The organism is Candidatus Babeliales bacterium (genome assembly GCA_036260945.1).
GTDB lineage: Bacteria > Babelota > Babeliae > Babelales > JACPOV01 > JACPOV01.
Window position 1 is genome coordinate 281,751 of the sequence record DATALT010000002.1, and the last position, 14,500, is coordinate 296,250.

General features: G+C 36.9%; 16 protein-coding genes and 1 tRNA gene. 8 read left to right on the top strand and 9 right to left on the bottom strand.

Going from position 1 to position 14,500, the window contains the following annotated elements:
* Positions 1 to 53: 53 nt before the first annotated feature.
* The 3 genes from VHO47_02050 to VHO47_02060 all read left to right on the top strand — a co-directional run bounded on the left by VHO47_02050 (position 54) and on the right by VHO47_02060 (position 3,731).
* A complete protein-coding gene (locus VHO47_02050; protein ID HEX2977878.1) occupies positions 54 to 848 on the top strand; it encodes a hypothetical protein in 795 nt (264 codons plus the stop codon).
* A gap of 534 nt (positions 849 to 1,382) precedes the next feature.
* Positions 1,383 to 2,648, top strand: a complete 1,266-nt coding sequence (locus tag VHO47_02055) for a PD-(D/E)XK nuclease family protein (protein ID HEX2977879.1) — start codon at positions 1,383 to 1,385, stop codon at positions 2,646 to 2,648.
* A 57-nt stretch (positions 2,649 to 2,705) separates the two neighbouring features.
* On the top strand, positions 2,706 to 3,731 hold the full coding sequence (locus VHO47_02060) for an LAGLIDADG family homing endonuclease (GenBank protein HEX2977880.1): 1,026 nt from the start codon (positions 2,706 to 2,708) through the stop codon (positions 3,729 to 3,731).
* Positions 3,732 to 3,966: 235 nt separating this feature from the next.
* On the opposite strand, the gene VHO47_02065 is transcribed toward VHO47_02060, so the two are convergent.
* From VHO47_02065 to VHO47_02090, 6 genes are all read right to left on the bottom strand, one after another.
* The gene (locus VHO47_02065; protein ID HEX2977881.1) at positions 3,967 to 4,974 is read right to left on the bottom strand and encodes an aminoglycoside phosphotransferase family protein; all 1,008 of its coding nucleotides are present in this window, start codon (positions 4,972 to 4,974) and stop codon (positions 3,967 to 3,969) included.
* Between the two features lie 143 nt (positions 4,975 to 5,117).
* Positions 5,118 to 5,357 carry a hypothetical protein gene (locus tag VHO47_02070; protein ID HEX2977882.1) on the bottom strand — a complete coding sequence of 80 codons (240 nt, stop codon included), beginning with the start codon at positions 5,355 to 5,357 and terminating at the stop codon, positions 5,118 to 5,120.
* Positions 5,358 to 5,610: 253 nt separating this feature from the next.
* Positions 5,611 to 6,174: a hypothetical protein gene (locus tag VHO47_02075; protein HEX2977883.1), complete on the bottom strand. Its 564-nt coding sequence runs from the start codon at positions 6,172 to 6,174 to the stop codon at positions 5,611 to 5,613.
* Between the two features lie 2 nt (positions 6,175 to 6,176).
* Positions 6,177 to 6,788, bottom strand: coding sequence for a hypothetical protein (locus tag VHO47_02080; protein HEX2977884.1), 612 nt, complete (start codon positions 6,786 to 6,788; stop codon positions 6,177 to 6,179).
* 1 nt (position 6,789) lies between these two features.
* Positions 6,790 to 7,296, bottom strand: a complete 507-nt coding sequence (locus tag VHO47_02085; protein HEX2977885.1) for a hypothetical protein — start codon at positions 7,294 to 7,296, stop codon at positions 6,790 to 6,792.
* A gap of 734 nt (positions 7,297 to 8,030) precedes the next feature.
* Positions 8,031 to 8,573: a hypothetical protein gene (locus VHO47_02090; protein ID HEX2977886.1), complete on the bottom strand. Its 543-nt coding sequence runs from the start codon at positions 8,571 to 8,573 to the stop codon at positions 8,031 to 8,033.
* 520 nt (positions 8,574 to 9,093) lie between these two features.
* Between VHO47_02090 and VHO47_02095 the strand changes: the two genes are divergently transcribed.
* Positions 9,094 to 9,170: transfer RNA gene (locus VHO47_02095), tRNA-Asp, on the top strand.
* 50 nt (positions 9,171 to 9,220) lie between these two features.
* Here VHO47_02095 and VHO47_02100 read toward each other — a convergent pair.
* Positions 9,221 to 9,670 (bottom strand): hypothetical protein, encoded by a 450-nt coding sequence (locus VHO47_02100; protein ID HEX2977887.1) that lies wholly within the window; start codon positions 9,668 to 9,670, stop codon positions 9,221 to 9,223.
* Between the two features lie 130 nt (positions 9,671 to 9,800).
* Between VHO47_02100 and VHO47_02105 the strand changes: the two genes are divergently transcribed.
* The gene (locus tag VHO47_02105) at positions 9,801 to 10,142 is read left to right on the top strand and encodes a hypothetical protein (GenBank protein HEX2977888.1); all 342 of its coding nucleotides are present in this window, start codon (positions 9,801 to 9,803) and stop codon (positions 10,140 to 10,142) included.
* Between the two features lie 282 nt (positions 10,143 to 10,424).
* On the opposite strand, the gene VHO47_02110 is transcribed toward VHO47_02105, so the two are convergent.
* Together VHO47_02110 and VHO47_02115 are read right to left on the bottom strand one after the other, a co-directional pair.
* A complete protein-coding gene (locus VHO47_02110; protein ID HEX2977889.1) occupies positions 10,425 to 10,769 on the bottom strand; it encodes a DUF1622 domain-containing protein in 345 nt (114 codons plus the stop codon).
* 112 nt (positions 10,770 to 10,881) lie between these two features.
* Entirely contained in the window at positions 10,882 to 11,658 is a 777-nt protein-coding gene (locus tag VHO47_02115; GenBank protein HEX2977890.1) for a methyltransferase domain-containing protein, read from the bottom strand.
* Positions 11,659 to 11,839: 181 nt separating this feature from the next.
* Between VHO47_02115 and VHO47_02120 the strand changes: the two genes are divergently transcribed.
* From VHO47_02120 to VHO47_02130, 3 genes are read left to right on the top strand one after another with little or no spacing between them, the layout of a single operon-like run.
* Positions 11,840 to 12,967, top strand: coding sequence for a YncE family protein (locus VHO47_02120; protein ID HEX2977891.1), 1,128 nt, complete (start codon positions 11,840 to 11,842; stop codon positions 12,965 to 12,967).
* Positions 12,968 to 12,998: 31 nt separating this feature from the next.
* Entirely contained in the window at positions 12,999 to 13,592 is a 594-nt protein-coding gene (locus VHO47_02125) for a hypothetical protein (GenBank protein HEX2977892.1), read from the top strand.
* Positions 13,593 to 13,616: 24 nt separating this feature from the next.
* Entirely contained in the window at positions 13,617 to 14,399 is a 783-nt protein-coding gene (locus tag VHO47_02130; protein HEX2977893.1) for a M15 family metallopeptidase, read from the top strand.
* The last annotated feature ends 101 nt before the right edge of the window (positions 14,400 to 14,500 follow it).

The following is a 14,500-nucleotide window of genomic DNA, read 5'->3' on the forward strand; positions in this document are numbered from 1 at the left end:
GTACTTTTTACGAAATGTTCGAATACTGGCAATCATAAATAATAGGACTTAACATGGCTAATCATGAAAGAAGAGAAGAGAAAATAACGAAAGATGTGGTTGTTGAATATTGTGAGTGGAACTTAAATATGAGATTAATAAAATTTCTTTCAAATCCCCCGGTAGAAGGAATGAGTCCCGATTATTTGTTGTGTTTTCACGGTGAAGAAGTAGTACTAGAAGTAATTACGTCTGGGCTTAGTGAGAGTGAAAAAGCGCTTATGCGGAGCGGTGCCCTGTACTTAGAGGGTCTTGTTAGTGAATGGATTCTGCCCGGTCAAACGATTAATTTAACAATTGATTGGCTTATAAAAAAATTTAATGATGCTTTTTTTAAAGACATTAACGAGGCGCTAAAATCGAGATTCCAGAATAGGATAAATACCCAAATGGAAAGCATTGTATGCAGGAAAAATAAAAGATTAGAAGCTTTTTCTACAGATTTTTATAAAGACAGCCCAGAGTATTCTCCGCTCAGGTTAATGTATGGTGCTGCTTTAAATTCTAGCAATCCAGCATTGGAAGGCAATCTTTCATTGAACGCTCAATCTGTATTATTAGAATGCATCACAAGCAAGGAATTGAAATATAAGAAAATGAGCCATAGGAAATGGCTAGGAATATACAACGAGCATCCGCTGCTGGACATCAGTGACTATCGGGAGGCATATGATTTATTGAAACAAAATAACCAGTTGAGTAATAGCTTTGAAAATATATTCATTATCATTGAGGATAGGGCTTATCCGTTAGGTGGTTTTAATTTAGGCAAAGGTGGTTGGTTGTTTATTAGCAATAAACCATGGTGAGCGTGTAAGAAGTTCTTGAATCTATAATTAATTTTTAAATTTGAGATCTCCCCTAGTTTGACGAAAGACCCCTAGCAAGATGACCTTAATTTAGGGATAAGCAAAATTGAATGGGCTTATGTCTAGTTTAGTTCCAAGTTTTTTAAATTTTTCAATTGTAATTATCTCTTGGGCGGCCCCTGTCGCGTAAATGTATTTTTTTGACTTGTGCCTGTACTTCGCTAGTATGGATATGATCATCACAGCGCAAATCTGTACCATGATGGGGGTTAAATTTATCTAGGTTAGTAAGGTTAAGGATAGCCAATTGTGTTTTTTTCAGAGCTCCGCTCAACAATTGCGATACTCAACTACGGTATTTAAGATAATTTGATTATATCGGTTACAGATGGATATTGTTTGACTGATCAACAAATTGGGAATTTTTATTAATACAATGATGAAGGATTCAAAATGTCTATTGGCAATCGCCCTCCTCTCTCTACTGAGCAAAAAGAATTAATTTGCGCACATATTGAAGCTCTTAAGGATGGCTTGTCGGGCATTATTTTAACAAATACAGATCCTGAGGCTGACTATAAGGCTTTGGTAGAGAAAAATTCCAATATTTTAATTAAACAGGGACTTTCTATAGAACAAACGATTGATAAGCATGAAGATGGATCGGTTAAGATAACGTTAGTGCTTGCGCATAGCCAGTCCGGCCAATATCGGACATCTCAAATAGTTTTACCGAAAGAAAAAAATAAAAATCCTTTAGAGCAAAATTCTCCACAAGTCTTTTTATTTCGTAGAATTTTACACGAGATGTTAATTGGAGTTGCATCGTCGAATGATGCGACGGAGGCAGAATTATTTGGTCCAAAGAGAAAGCATAAAGAAATTTCCAAGCCTTATGATCAAACGGCAGACTTTATAGAATTTGAGTTTTTTGATCACACTGGGAAAAAATTTATTAGTAAGCAAGACAGAAGGCAGTTTGAACGATCGGTTTATGGGATCACATCAGAAGAAGAAGCTGCTGCCACCTTTGAGGTGCCAATTCGTAGAGAATTGAGCTGGTCGGATATAAAAATATTTATGGACTGTAAACGATGTTTTTTCAATGCCAAAAAATTAGGAGTTAGGCGACCTGTCATCGATGCAGAAGCGTTCGCAATAACAAAAGGTATTGATTCTCTTTTGAAAAAAGAATTTGATAAGTTCCGTGCGCAAGGCAATGCTCATCCTGTTATGCCAGATGACCCGATTCTTAAGCCTTTGCGACATAAAAAATTAAAGAAATGGCAAACGGGTTGGTCCGAGCAAGATAGAAAGAAATATGGTATTCAATTTCAAAATGTTTGGGAGAATTGCCTTGTAAGTGGCGCGGTAGATGATATATGGATCAACGATAAGAAAGAACTAGCGATTGTAGAGCATAAAACAATTGCTATTCCTGTCGTTTACCCTGACTTCAGCAACATTCAATACCTTAAAGAATATAAAAAGCAGGTTGAGTTTTACGCTTGGATATTAAAAAAAAATAACTATGCAGTTTCCTCAACTAGCTATTTGCTTTTCTGTAACGCTGTCGTTAACAAAGAATCATTCAATTGGAATCTTGAATTTGAACCACATCTACTTGCGCATCAAATTGATGATTCATGGGTTCAAAAGACAATCGATGACGCTTTGAAATGCTTACAAGAAGACGATCAGCCTATAGCGAGTGCCAAATGCAAATCATGTAAATATTTTAGTGAGTTAACTATGCATACGAAACAATTTGCATCAAAGCAAAGCTCTCTAAGAGAATAAGAATTGATGTTATAACTCATTCAGCTATAAAACGATTGCAGATCTAATTTTTTCAATATGAGCAAATCATCGTCTCAACAACAAGCATCTCAAAAAAATGCTAAGTTGACCCATTATACAAATGCCATGAATAATAAAATTAAATTGGCATACTTTGCAGGTGCGCTTGATGGGGACGGAAGTTTTTCTTTAATTAAAGGAACGTCTCACTCTTCGGTATCTCCTCTGTATTATCCAATGATTCAATTCGCTAATGCGAATCAGGATATAGTTAATGTTTTTCGGTCCGAGTTCGGCGGCAGTAAAAGTACTCGCCAGCAATATATAGCAAAAAATGGTTCAGCAAGATTAGCTTCTTATCAATGGAAGCTGGAAAAAAGCACGAAGTGTTTACCATTTCTTGAAGGAGTTATTCCATATTTGATTGTCAAACACAAAAGAGCTGTTCATTTACGCACTTATATTATCAATAATCCATTTGTTCGTGGAAGTAACAGATTATCTGATACATTATTAGCAAGAAGAGAAAAGGCCTTTTTGAAGATGAAATTCTATAATGAAAGACCCGTCGTAGAAGGTGAGCTCCTTAATGAATTAAAACGTAAAGATTCAAATGGCAAGCTGTTTTGGTCATATGTTGCGGGTTTAATGGATACTGATGGCTCATTTTCTCTTAAAAAAGAGAATAGAAAAACTGGATCATCCAAAAGCCCGGTTTATACACCTACTATTTTATTAACTATGACTGACTGCTCTGCTATCTATCATATTATGAATAATTTTAATGGAGGTAACATGTGCAAAGTTATAGCTAAAAAAGCAACACAGGGCTTTGCTTTTCGATTTAGCATAACTTCGAGAAAAAATGCGATCCGATTTTTAGAAAAATGTATCCCTTATCTATTCTTGAAAAAACATATTGCCCAGGAACTTCATATTTATTGCTCTAGTGTTAAAAATATGAATGGTGATCATCAAGGTGTGCAAGAACAACTACTATTAAGAGACATGTTCTATCGCAAAATTAAAGAGTTAAACAATGGCGTTTATAAAGCTTCTATGATAGGGCCCGAAGCAAAATAACATAATATTTCAGTTTAAGCAGCGAGTTTTTTTAAGAGCTCCTATCGCTTCTTTTCCTTGTTGGGAGTTAAGTATCTAAAAGTTCGGGCCTGATAAATGCCTGCGGCCAATCTGCAGACCTCTTGGAGCTTCCTTGCTTGCAACATTGTCTTTGATAAGTCCCATATAGTAAGATCTCAGGTTTGAGTTCTAACAATTTTAGAACACGCTCGTCAATTGGCATCCACTGGATTTTTTATAAATTTTTATCCGAAGTGAAAGCGATGTCCACAACTCCATTGGGTTCAAACATACCAACAAATTGTTTATACATAACTGGTCTCTCTTTACCACCATGGTTCGTTAAGAGTAATTCCTGAGCATAAAGTGCAATATCTTCAACGATTCGTTCATGCCGGTAATAGGTTAGAATTGCCATATTGATTTCTGTTTTTCCATAACCTTTATAAAAAAGCTCTTCTTCGCGAGTATTATTCCAAACATAGCCGACCCCTCCTCCGATAAACATAAGATCGCGTTCTTTTGGCGCCATAATCGGCGCATCCCAATCAACTATGTAGAGAGCGCCATTTTTTGCGATCAATACATTGCCAGCATGAATGTCTGAATGGCAAAGTACAAATTCAGGGGATTGCTTTTGTATCTTTTGAGCTAATTGCTCTGCTCGGTCTACTAAGCGTTCAATAGCTTCTCTATGTTCTTTCATAAATATTATTAATTTCACGGCTATCTGGTCGGCGATTGGGTCATTATCAATATGCTCAAAGATTGCACGGACAGATTTGCGCCATTTTGATGAATATACTTCACGCTTTAGCTGATCTTTGATTAATGGTGGGATTTCAAATTCATGAATTTGACGTAACGCTTTTCCGAGCGTGATCCATTGTTGATCGGTTAAATTGCTGACAAATCCGTCTTGGCCTTCGATAAATGGGTATACAGTGAGTGTAAAATTATCGATATGGCGAGTTGCTTGATCATGATTAGTTTTGATTGGGGAGATAATCTCTTGAATTCCAGCGTTGTGAAGCCGTAGTTGAATAGTAACACCTATATCTTGATTATGGCCTCGCTTTAACTTTACGAAATAAGATAAGTGATCGGGCGACTGAACTTTATATACAGATGCATCGATATCGGCACCTAAGGGGAGAGGTATTATGTTAACAGCTTCGATGCCATAATAATTGTTGAGGCAATCAATAATGCATTGGTTTGCCGGTGATGGTTTTTCTATCATTACGGTCTTTGCGGTAAAGTATAACGGAGACAATTTGCACTATAAGAAAGACTAGAACAAGAAAGCAGCTCCTTCAAGCTTATTCCATCTGGAAAGTTTGAAAGGTGCACAATGATGCCTACAAAGGCGTTGCATGCTGATTGCTAAAGTGAGTCTTGATTCATCCAATAGTCGAATAATGGGCCACCAAAAGCAAAAAACAATATAAATGGCGCAAGGGATGCTATAAGAGGCGTATCGACCGGTTCGATTGTGTAGCCAAGCAATACTCGTCCGTAATAACCAAACGACATACCAACTGCTGCTGCACCAATGATCCTAAATTGTTTCTCAAGTGATTTTTGATAAAGCTCCAAGAAGCGGAAGATTTTTTTATTATTCATCGATGCACTTCTTTAAATTCTTTTTTTTCAATCGGTTCCGGTGCCTTACGAAAGGCATAGTAACAAAGCTACCTATTGCGTACTGGTAATGCGAGGGTATATCAATGCCGATCAGATGCAAAATAAGCACAAAAAGGCCTAACCCGAAGCCTATTTTCAGCCCAAATAGTGCATCGTCCTTAGTGATATACGGAGTGTTTTTTCTGAAATATTTCATGTCCGTTATGTTCGTAAGATTTTTCATTATGATAAACTACTTTAATGTGATCATCGCAACCATCCGCGCTACGGCTTCGCAAGTAGTTGAGCCACCGCTTTCAGGATTATCTTTGTTGTTAATTATACAATCGTTTAGTTTTTTGTGAGCACTAAGAATCTCAGAAGCTTCTTCATCAACCAATTTCTTTAATTTATCTTCAGAAGTTGGTGCAATATGAGGACGAAGATATGGAGTTCCTAATTGGATTGCACCTAATCCAATACTTACTTTTCCTGCAATAGGTGCGGCTACTGCTACCGCACTTTTTACAGATGCCCCAGCTACGCTCGCATTAACAGCCGCTGCAGTTGTGGCAGTTTTGATTGTCGCACCAGCAGCAGAAGCTTTAACCGCGGCAGCCCCAAGTGCGGTTTTTATAGCTGCGATAGTACCAGAAGGTAATATGAGCGGTGCAGCAACTACCGACGCTGCCACGACGGCAGTTCCGATTACGGCACCAAGAATGACTTTATCTGTCATGGTTAACTGATTAGGATCGTCGTTATTTGCGATAAGTGAACATGTACATATCAGTAAAATAAATATTTTTTTTAGCATATTTATTTTGCATAAATGCTCTTAAATGTCGCTGTCATTTCATCAAGTGCTAGCTTTCCACTCATTGCAGCAAACATCTTTGCTAACTGCTCACACTCTACAGGGTGGCCAGACTCATTTTTTTCATGATTATGATTTTGCATGATGCACTTTCTAAATTCTCTTTTTGCGTGCAGTGCCTCAAAGCTTTCGCGAGCCTTGAGCTGTCTGTCTATTTCCTCGTCTGTTGGATTAAGATATGAATGGATATCTTTGCCAACAGTATATACTTGCGTTGCTGCAAGAATACAAATACCTACTCCCGCAGCCACGCCTATAATTTGCCCGGCAACAGCGAGTTTATCAACTGATTGAGCACCTATTTTTGCAGCATTGTTCACGCCTTCAACTACTATTTTGGAAGATTCTACTCCAGCGGAAGCTAATTCTTTCGCTGCATTGAGTCCTATATCTGGCGCTGCAGAGGCAATTTTACCCGTAAATATGTCGGCTGTTTCTTTCATTCCTTCGACAAGAGTAAGCATTTCGTGTCTTACAATTGCAAAACTATAAGGACAAACCAAGATGAAAAAAATGTTAATAAGGTTAAAATTTTTTGTATTTATAAATTCCATATTATGCTTTCGCTGCAAGTATTTTTTCCAATTCAACCAATTCTAGATGCATATTAACCAATTCTTCAAAAGGTTGGGCATAATCGCGAATCATCTTTTTTAATATTTCTTTTTCAATAACTCTTCTAATTAACAAAGATTTGATTCTTTCAATTCTATCAGCTTGATCGGTCATATCATTAAAGAGTTCATCCATAAGAAATTTTTTAACATTACGAACCTCAAGTATTTTTTCGCACTTTTTTTCGATTTCATCTAGCTTTTTACACAACTCTTTTTTTTCTTCTTCACTACCTAATGACCTGTAGACTTTTGCGGCAGTTTCTATAGTTTTGGAGATCATGGATTCTATAAGCTCTTCTTGTTTTTCAATTTCATTTGCGATTTTTGAAAGCGCGAGCTCTTTTTGAAAGATAATCTCTTTCAGTTGCAGTATATCCGTATCAATATCCCCATAAGTGATGGCTGGGACTAAAAGCGCGCTTAAAAATATTGTTTTGTAAATCATGATGATCCTTTGTAATCGAATAAACTAATTGATTTTGCCAAGCATTTTACATCCAATGCTTTTCTCGCAACTATGAATGATTGAGAAAGATACCGACTCATGAGTTTCTTATGCGCGAGCAATTCCAGTTATATAACGAAATGGAAAACGCAATAAGAATTAGGGCAATTATAGTAGCGGCATTAGCAAATTCTGCGATGAGATCTACTTGCCTTCCCGCAAAATATGCGCCCATCACTGAATTAATGACAGCGAACGTAAGCATTGCGCAGATGTTTTCTAGGAAATCTCTTATTATATTCATATTATATTCTTATAGCTTCGAACAGATCTATGTATTATGAATAGCGCAATCACGCTGTGCACGTACCATATAAAATACCACTTAGATGGTACTCTATGAAAATCGGTATACCAAAGATAAATAAATGTTGCGTTAGCTACAATGAGCATAAGCACTTTAAAAATATTCTTAAAAAGAATTGGGTCGGGAAAATCGTCTAGAAATTCCAAGTTAATTGAGCGTACATGATCATGGGGAAATACAAGTATCATTATGTAGCCAAAAATAAACATAATACTCATTATGACCTTTAGAAGATCGCTGAGCGGACTTCCCAGCTGAGTAAAAGCTGGGAAGTTGAAGTTCAACCATGTCTGGATGACGGATAAATATAAGATCGCCAACAGATTCTGCTTAAATCTAGCTCGACGCTTACCATCTATATTCATATTTAAACAGGCCCTGTAGCTGTTCCACCTATAACACCACATCCAATCGCTACTGTATTGCTGGCAGCTTCGATAGCTGGGCTTAGAGTTAGTTCTAATGCTTTAAAAGTTACTGGGAAGGCAGGGCCTGTGCAAGCAGCTGCTATAAGAATGGCGCCATGACCAACAAAATACACAGAAAATTTTCCTAAATAAAAACCAGCTGAAGCTCCGCCGATTCCGCCGCCTTTGCCGCGAACATGCGCCTTAATAGTATATTCGCCGTTGCTTAATTTTTTTCCTGTAACATATCCATGTTTTTGAAATGCTTTAAGCTGGTCGCAATTCATTTTTCGTAATAGTGGATCTACGTCGTAAGAATTGACTGGTGTCTTTTTGCCGTTTTGCAGAATATGAAAACCTTTATCGTCTTTCTCTAGTTGAACGGCGCCTAGTTTATGTGAAGCTAACAACGAAAGTTTAATAGTTTGTTGTTGATTCATTCCTTGGCAGGCAAGGGGTAATAATATTATTAGAATGAGAGGTTGCTTGAAATAGTTTTGCATTTTTATCTTCCTATGTAAGTATGATTTAATCGTTTTGGCTATTTCTTTCTAGTCGTTTCACCAGCAATTGTAGCGATCACCAGCGATGTGTCAATTTTTATAATTGAAATAATTTATTATGTTTTAAAGTTGAAATTAAGAGATAGGTAGAGAATTGTTTAAGGGTAAGGTCTATCGTTAAATTGATGGCTATTTGATAATAGCATTGAATATGTGAAATTTATTCTTGTGGGGATTATTACCGCTAATTTAAAGGATAATTTAAGCAGGATAAAAATTAGTCTCTAAATATTAAAATATAATTATATGATTTAAATCTCCTGTAGATTTTTTTTGCATATAATTACTATTGGGTCATTCAATGAAACAACGCATACGTTGAAAGCTATGAACAAAAAAATTAATATTGGCTGTGAAATTTTATATTAAAAAATAATGAGCTTTTACTGCGTAAAAGAAAGAATTGTTATGGGCAAGGTTCGAGTCCAGCCCGCGGAGCCACTTCTCTTTGGTTATTTAGGGAGCTGTAGCTCAGTTGGTTAGAGCGTCCGCCTGTCACGCGGAAGGTCGTGGGTTCGAGTCCCATCAGCTCCGCCAGTTTTATACTATCATCGATAGCTAAAATACTTTGCTATCGTAATCTCTTTTTATTTTAAAACTATTTTCTTGAACGAATCGTAAAGCAGTCCACATCCAATTACACCCAGAATCCCGCATGGAATGGAGAACATCAAAATGTCTGCTGATAAGTCCTGGGCATATTTAGCTGAACATAACTCGTTCCATGTTTGCTGCATTTTTATTCTATCTTTATATAAACATTTTTCAGGGAATTTTAATTTGATAAGGTGCTCCGTTTTTGCATAATCATGTATGAATTCATTTACAAGTTCTCCTCCTTGTTTAATGATTTCTTGTTCTAACACATTGGCGTTATTTCGTTGATGCCACCATTCTTTAGCATTTCTTACTGTATATTTTGCGCTGATTACACCTATTGAAGTAAGGATAAGGCCGAGTCTAAGCTCTTCGTGATAGTGAGCATATAAATTAAACTGAATAGTTAATAAGAACGTATTTAACACCCTCATTTTCATTATCTTCTCTTTATCTACATGGTGGATAAGTTCTTCGTTTTGAATGTGGGCAGTTATTGAAGGTTTGCAATAACTATCCCCACTTAGTATAGTCCGATTATCAACTTATGAAAAATGATAGGGAGATAGTATGCGGCATAGCTTCTTGATTGCGTGTGGATTATTAAGTGTAAATTCACAAAATTTTGCTTATAAAATATCCAGTGCAGATGTTGTAAATAAAAAATTGGGTGATTTTGGCCACTTTATTGAAAAAACAGATATTGTAAATAATTTAGCTGGTAAAGAAATGGAAACGAACGAATTAATTGTAAAGATCGATAGTGCAATCAAAGAATATGTCAAAGAATACTGGGAATCATCGACATATATTGAATACCAGTTAAAGGCGCGTAAATCTGAAATCGTACATGCACTTCTACAAGATTCTCCAGAGGCTCTTAAAGAGCTAGAAAAACAAAAAACTAGCTAAATAATATTTTTAAGTTTCATTTAGATAAAGAAAGAATATCAAAGCAAAGAAAGCATAATTCTCCATCAGGCTGGAGCCCAAATAAAAGCACTTGAAGATCGCTATGCTCTCAAGTGCGCTGAAAAGTATAAAAGTGAAAAGAGCATTCCAGATGCAATTTCCCTTAAGAAAATCGGGTTAGGTATTTGTGGCATAGGAGTAGGATACTTAGTAAATCGAACTCTAAAAACAAAATTGTATGGTGAATAAAATTGTTCTTCGGCTGGGGATGAATAAAAGAAACTATTTAAGCGCTTGGCGCTGCTGGGGCGTTAATGCTTCAAGTTCTATATTCAAAAAATAACTGAGAATTGTTCTAATAAGTACCAAAATCGCGAGCAAACCTAAATTATAATAATCTGGTTGCACTAATGAGCCGACAATATCTGCCCCCACCATAAATTCAAGCCCAAGAATCACGCTGTTGCCAAATTGCAAACGAATTTGGTTGGCATCAATATTTTTTTTGCGATCGCCTAATTGAAACAATTGATAAACAGAGCGCACTGCCCCAATAGTGATTACTACGACGCCGATGGCTGCGATAAAATCTTTGATGTACAATAATACCGAATCAAAAAATATCATAATTCTCCTCGCCTTTTGATCATTCTGCATCTTAGTACAAGAAATAGTTGATGAGCAAGCTCTCGGCTCATCTAAGACGAAGTAGGAGGCGAGAAGCTCAACTTTATGATTATCAGATTTTTTTTGCTACCATAAGAATTCTATCAGTTTTATTTTCGTCAAATCTTGACCCGTCAATTGCGCATTTTTTTATCACTTTGAAACCGTTTCTATGCAGCATTTCTTTGAGTTCATCAGATGAATAAATTTGAAGAGTGATGGCGTACTTTCGTACCTTCAGAGGTTCGGAATTTTTTTGAAGGATTTCAGTTGTAAAAGAAGATAAAACGCCGGATTCATTTATCGTACTATATTGAATAATTCGTGATGTTGAGTTGCGATCTTTTTTTTGCCAATCAATTGTCAGCTTGGTGATGTTATTGTCTTTCTGGAAGTACTGTGCATTGAATATATCAAATATATATAAGCCGTCAGGCTGTAAATTGTTGCTTACAGTGCGTATTGTTTGTTCAAAATCGCTTTTTGTAAGGTGGCCTACTGCGTTAAATATCGTGATAACGGCGTCAAATTTACCGATATTCGCTGTTCGCATATCGCTTTTGAAAAATTCTATCTCTAATTTTTGTTGTTTTGCTTTGCTTTTTGCAATTTTCAGCATTTTTGAGTTTATATCTGCTCCAATAACCTCGTATCCTTTCTTTGCAAGCCAAAAAACTTGTGATCCAGTGCCACACGTTAAATCAAGCACCGATTTTCTTTTGTATTTTCTAAGCAATTTCTCAATCGACTCATTTATTGTTTTGGAATTCTCTTCATTGAAAGCATCGTATGTTTTAGATTCTTTATCATAAAGTGACGGTTTTGCACTGGAATGTGATAAACGGCGCATCGAATTCCTCTGTAACTAAAATATAGTTGTTAGTTTTATATATTTTAAATTTAGTATCTTTTAGAAATCTAAACAATTGCGGATTTTCAAGATCACTCAAATACCAAGTTGACTTTAACCGATATGATTTTTACGATGGATCAAAAATAATTGTCGTACTTTCTTTCGAGAGTGGAATGTGATGAGAGCAAAAATCCAAAAATATTTTTTTCTAAGTTTTCTATTTCTTATTTCACCGATACATGCAAAATATATTTCCCCAGATCGTCTTTTAGCAACGGTGCCTGTAGGTGTAACTCCTGCGGGGCTTGCAATCACTCCGGATAATAAGTTTGCCTACGTTGCGGATAATAATAATTATACGTTTACCGGGCAAGATGCGGTCAGCGTTATCAATTTAGAAACTTTTTTACTTCAAGATACTATTTTCAGTGCTACGTTCAATCAACCGTATACGATTACCATCAATGCAGCTGGAACAAAAGCATATGTTACCAATAGTAATAGCACCACGGTGAGCATTATTGATATTGCATCAAATACTGATATCGGAATGATAACCGGTTTTGATGGGCCATCCGGATTTGTCATCACCCCGAACGGGAGAACCGCTTATGTTAATAATTATGGTGGGCCTGAGGGAGTTGGCAGTGGCAATGGAAATACGGTCAGCGTTGTAAGTTTAGATACAAATACTATTATTCAGACGATTACCTTGAATCCTGTACCGCCTGCTGCAGCTCCTGCAGCATTGGCAATAAGCCCCGATGGAAGATTTGTGTATACGGTAAATTATGTTGATGGCAATATCGGCACCGGCACGATGAGTATTATAGACACGACAACTAATACTGTTATTGGAACGATTCCAGGCTTTTCTGGGCCGTTTTATATCGCACTAACGGCCAACGGTAAGTTCGCTTATGTAACAAATTTTGGCAGCAATAATTTTTTCCCGTTTGGCACAACGGTGAGCGTTGTTGATTTAACTAAAAATTCGATCATCGTTACCATAAAAGTTGGAATACAACCATCGGGAATTGCCATTAGCCCAAACGGTCGTTACGCATACGTTACAAATTATAATACGCTTTATGCAGGCTCAAGTTTTACCGATTTAACTGCTGGGCAGGGCACCGTTAATATTATTGATATAGAAACTAACACGTTAATTCCTCCGACGTTAGACGTGGGGCAATCGCCCAACGCGATTGCAATATCTTCTGATGGTAGACTTGCATGCGTTTCAAACTACACATCAAATACGGTTACCATCTTAGATATTCTTGAGAGAATGTGGTTAAAATAAGAAAATTTGTACCAAAAAATTAGAGTTGAATATGAAAAAAATAGTATCCGCTTTCCTTGTTATATTCTTAGCTTCGTCATCATTACGATTGCAAAGCAGTCTATGTGATGCGTTTTGTATGCAAGAAGCATGTTATATGGCAGCGTTTTCTTCTGGGTATGTTTTCAAACAGAGCGATCACACTTTTAATCAAGTGTACGGCCCTGGAATGGGCAATATTGTAACTGCAGATTTCTCGTATCATCGTTGGCGAAGCTGGGCATTGGGCGCAAAAGTAAGTTATTGGTTAGCGGTGGGGCACACTACGTTTTTCAAACGCCGTACCTTTTTGCAAGAAGTACCGGTAACTTTTTATCTGCGTAAAATACATGATTTTAAAAGCGGCTTGCGCCTTTATGCCTCTTTGGGTGGTGGATTTGTTTGGATTGGAGAGGAAAGCTATTTGGGCCATTCAAATAAGGTTAAGGGAATTGGCGAGGCTGAAATCGGATTTAATTATCCTGTTGGCCGTTGCCTTAATTTTACAACTGCATTTCGCTATCTTTTCCCAAGACAATCGAATCATGGAACAAAAATGAATGTTGGCGGGCTTGATTTAAGAGGCGGTGTCGGCGTTTCGTTCTAATCTAATTTCATTAAAGGATTCTGGATGGTTTTCTTCAAACCAAAAAAATCTTTTTTGTATTTAGCGTTAAGTTGTTTAGTTGGATTTGCTTCCTGTTTTACCATGGTGCAAACAAATGTCCGGCCAAAAGAATTTGTTTATTTGCACGATGTGGATCCAACTATTCAAGTTTCTTTGCGCTACCTTTCTGATGAAAACTTTGTAGGGAAAACGCTTGCTGGCTATATGAAGTCTGTCGTGATTCTCACAAAACAAGCTGCTGATGCTTTAAAAAAAGTTCAAGAAGACGTGAGGAAGGATGGCTATAGTTTAGTAGTTTACGATGCGTATCGCCCTCAGCGAGCGGTTGATCATTTTATTGAATGGGGCATGGATGTTCATTCTCAGGTGACAAAATCTCGGTACTACCCCCGAATAAGTAAAGGGGATGTTTTCGAATGTGGATACGTCGGAGGTCCTTCAAGTCACAGCAGAGGCAGCACGGTCGATCTAACTTTGATAAAAACTGATAAAAAGCTTCATGAGGTCAGAGAAAAACAAAGGACTTTACTAGATGGTTTTACCATAACAATCCTAGATGACGGTACCCTCGATATGGGCTCATCATTCGATTTATTTGATAAAGCTTCTCATTATGAAAATGATCTTATCGAGCCCGAATTTAAGGAACGCAGAGCTTATTTAAAAAAAGCTATGGAAAAGCACGGTTTTGAAAACTATGCGGATGAATGGTGGCATTTTACTTTGGTGAATGAGCCATTTCCTGCAGATAACCCTGAAAGCTATTTCAATTTTCCTGTCGAGTAATTTCTTCTTGTCGCCCCGTAAACCATGTGGGGGGCTGAATTCTTTAAGTTTCCATATCTGGCCTCCTAGCTGTTTTCAAATAGAAAATATAGAATAAAAAT

What these genes read in the sequence shown, in the direction of transcription:
- VHO47_02050 (HEX2977878.1), top strand. Translation starts at nt 54, where the DNA reads ATGGCTAATCATGAAAGAAGAGAAGAGAAAATAACGAAAGATGTGGTT.
- VHO47_02060 (HEX2977880.1), top strand. Translation starts at nt 2,706, where the DNA reads ATGAGCAAATCATCGTCTCAACAACAAGCATCTCAAAAAAATGCTAAG.
- VHO47_02065 (HEX2977881.1), bottom strand. Translation starts at nt 4,974, where the DNA reads ATGATAGAAAAACCATCACCGGCAAACCAATGCATTATTGATTGCCTC.
- VHO47_02070 (HEX2977882.1), bottom strand. Translation starts at nt 5,357, where the DNA reads ATGAATAATAAAAAAATCTTCCGCTTCTTGGAGCTTTATCAAAAATCA.
- VHO47_02075 (HEX2977883.1), bottom strand. Translation starts at nt 6,174, where the DNA reads ATGCTAAAAAAAATATTTATTTTACTGATATGTACATGTTCACTTATC.
- VHO47_02080 (HEX2977884.1), bottom strand. Translation starts at nt 6,788, where the DNA reads ATGGAATTTATAAATACAAAAAATTTTAACCTTATTAACATTTTTTTC.
- VHO47_02085 (HEX2977885.1), bottom strand. Translation starts at nt 7,296, where the DNA reads ATGATTTACAAAACAATATTTTTAAGCGCGCTTTTAGTCCCAGCCATC.
- VHO47_02090 (HEX2977886.1), bottom strand. Translation starts at nt 8,573, where the DNA reads ATGCAAAACTATTTCAAGCAACCTCTCATTCTAATAATATTATTACCC.
- VHO47_02100 (HEX2977887.1), bottom strand. Translation starts at nt 9,670, where the DNA reads ATGAAAATGAGGGTGTTAAATACGTTCTTATTAACTATTCAGTTTAAT.
- VHO47_02105 (HEX2977888.1), top strand. Translation starts at nt 9,801, where the DNA reads ATGCGGCATAGCTTCTTGATTGCGTGTGGATTATTAAGTGTAAATTCA.
- VHO47_02110 (HEX2977889.1), bottom strand. Translation starts at nt 10,769, where the DNA reads ATGATATTTTTTGATTCGGTATTATTGTACATCAAAGATTTTATCGCA.
- VHO47_02115 (HEX2977890.1), bottom strand. Translation starts at nt 11,658, where the DNA reads ATGCGCCGTTTATCACATTCCAGTGCAAAACCGTCACTTTATGATAAA.
- VHO47_02120 (HEX2977891.1), top strand. Translation starts at nt 11,840, where the DNA reads ATGAGAGCAAAAATCCAAAAATATTTTTTTCTAAGTTTTCTATTTCTT.
- VHO47_02125 (HEX2977892.1), top strand. Translation starts at nt 12,999, where the DNA reads ATGAAAAAAATAGTATCCGCTTTCCTTGTTATATTCTTAGCTTCGTCA.
- VHO47_02130 (HEX2977893.1), top strand. Translation starts at nt 13,617, where the DNA reads ATGGTTTTCTTCAAACCAAAAAAATCTTTTTTGTATTTAGCGTTAAGT.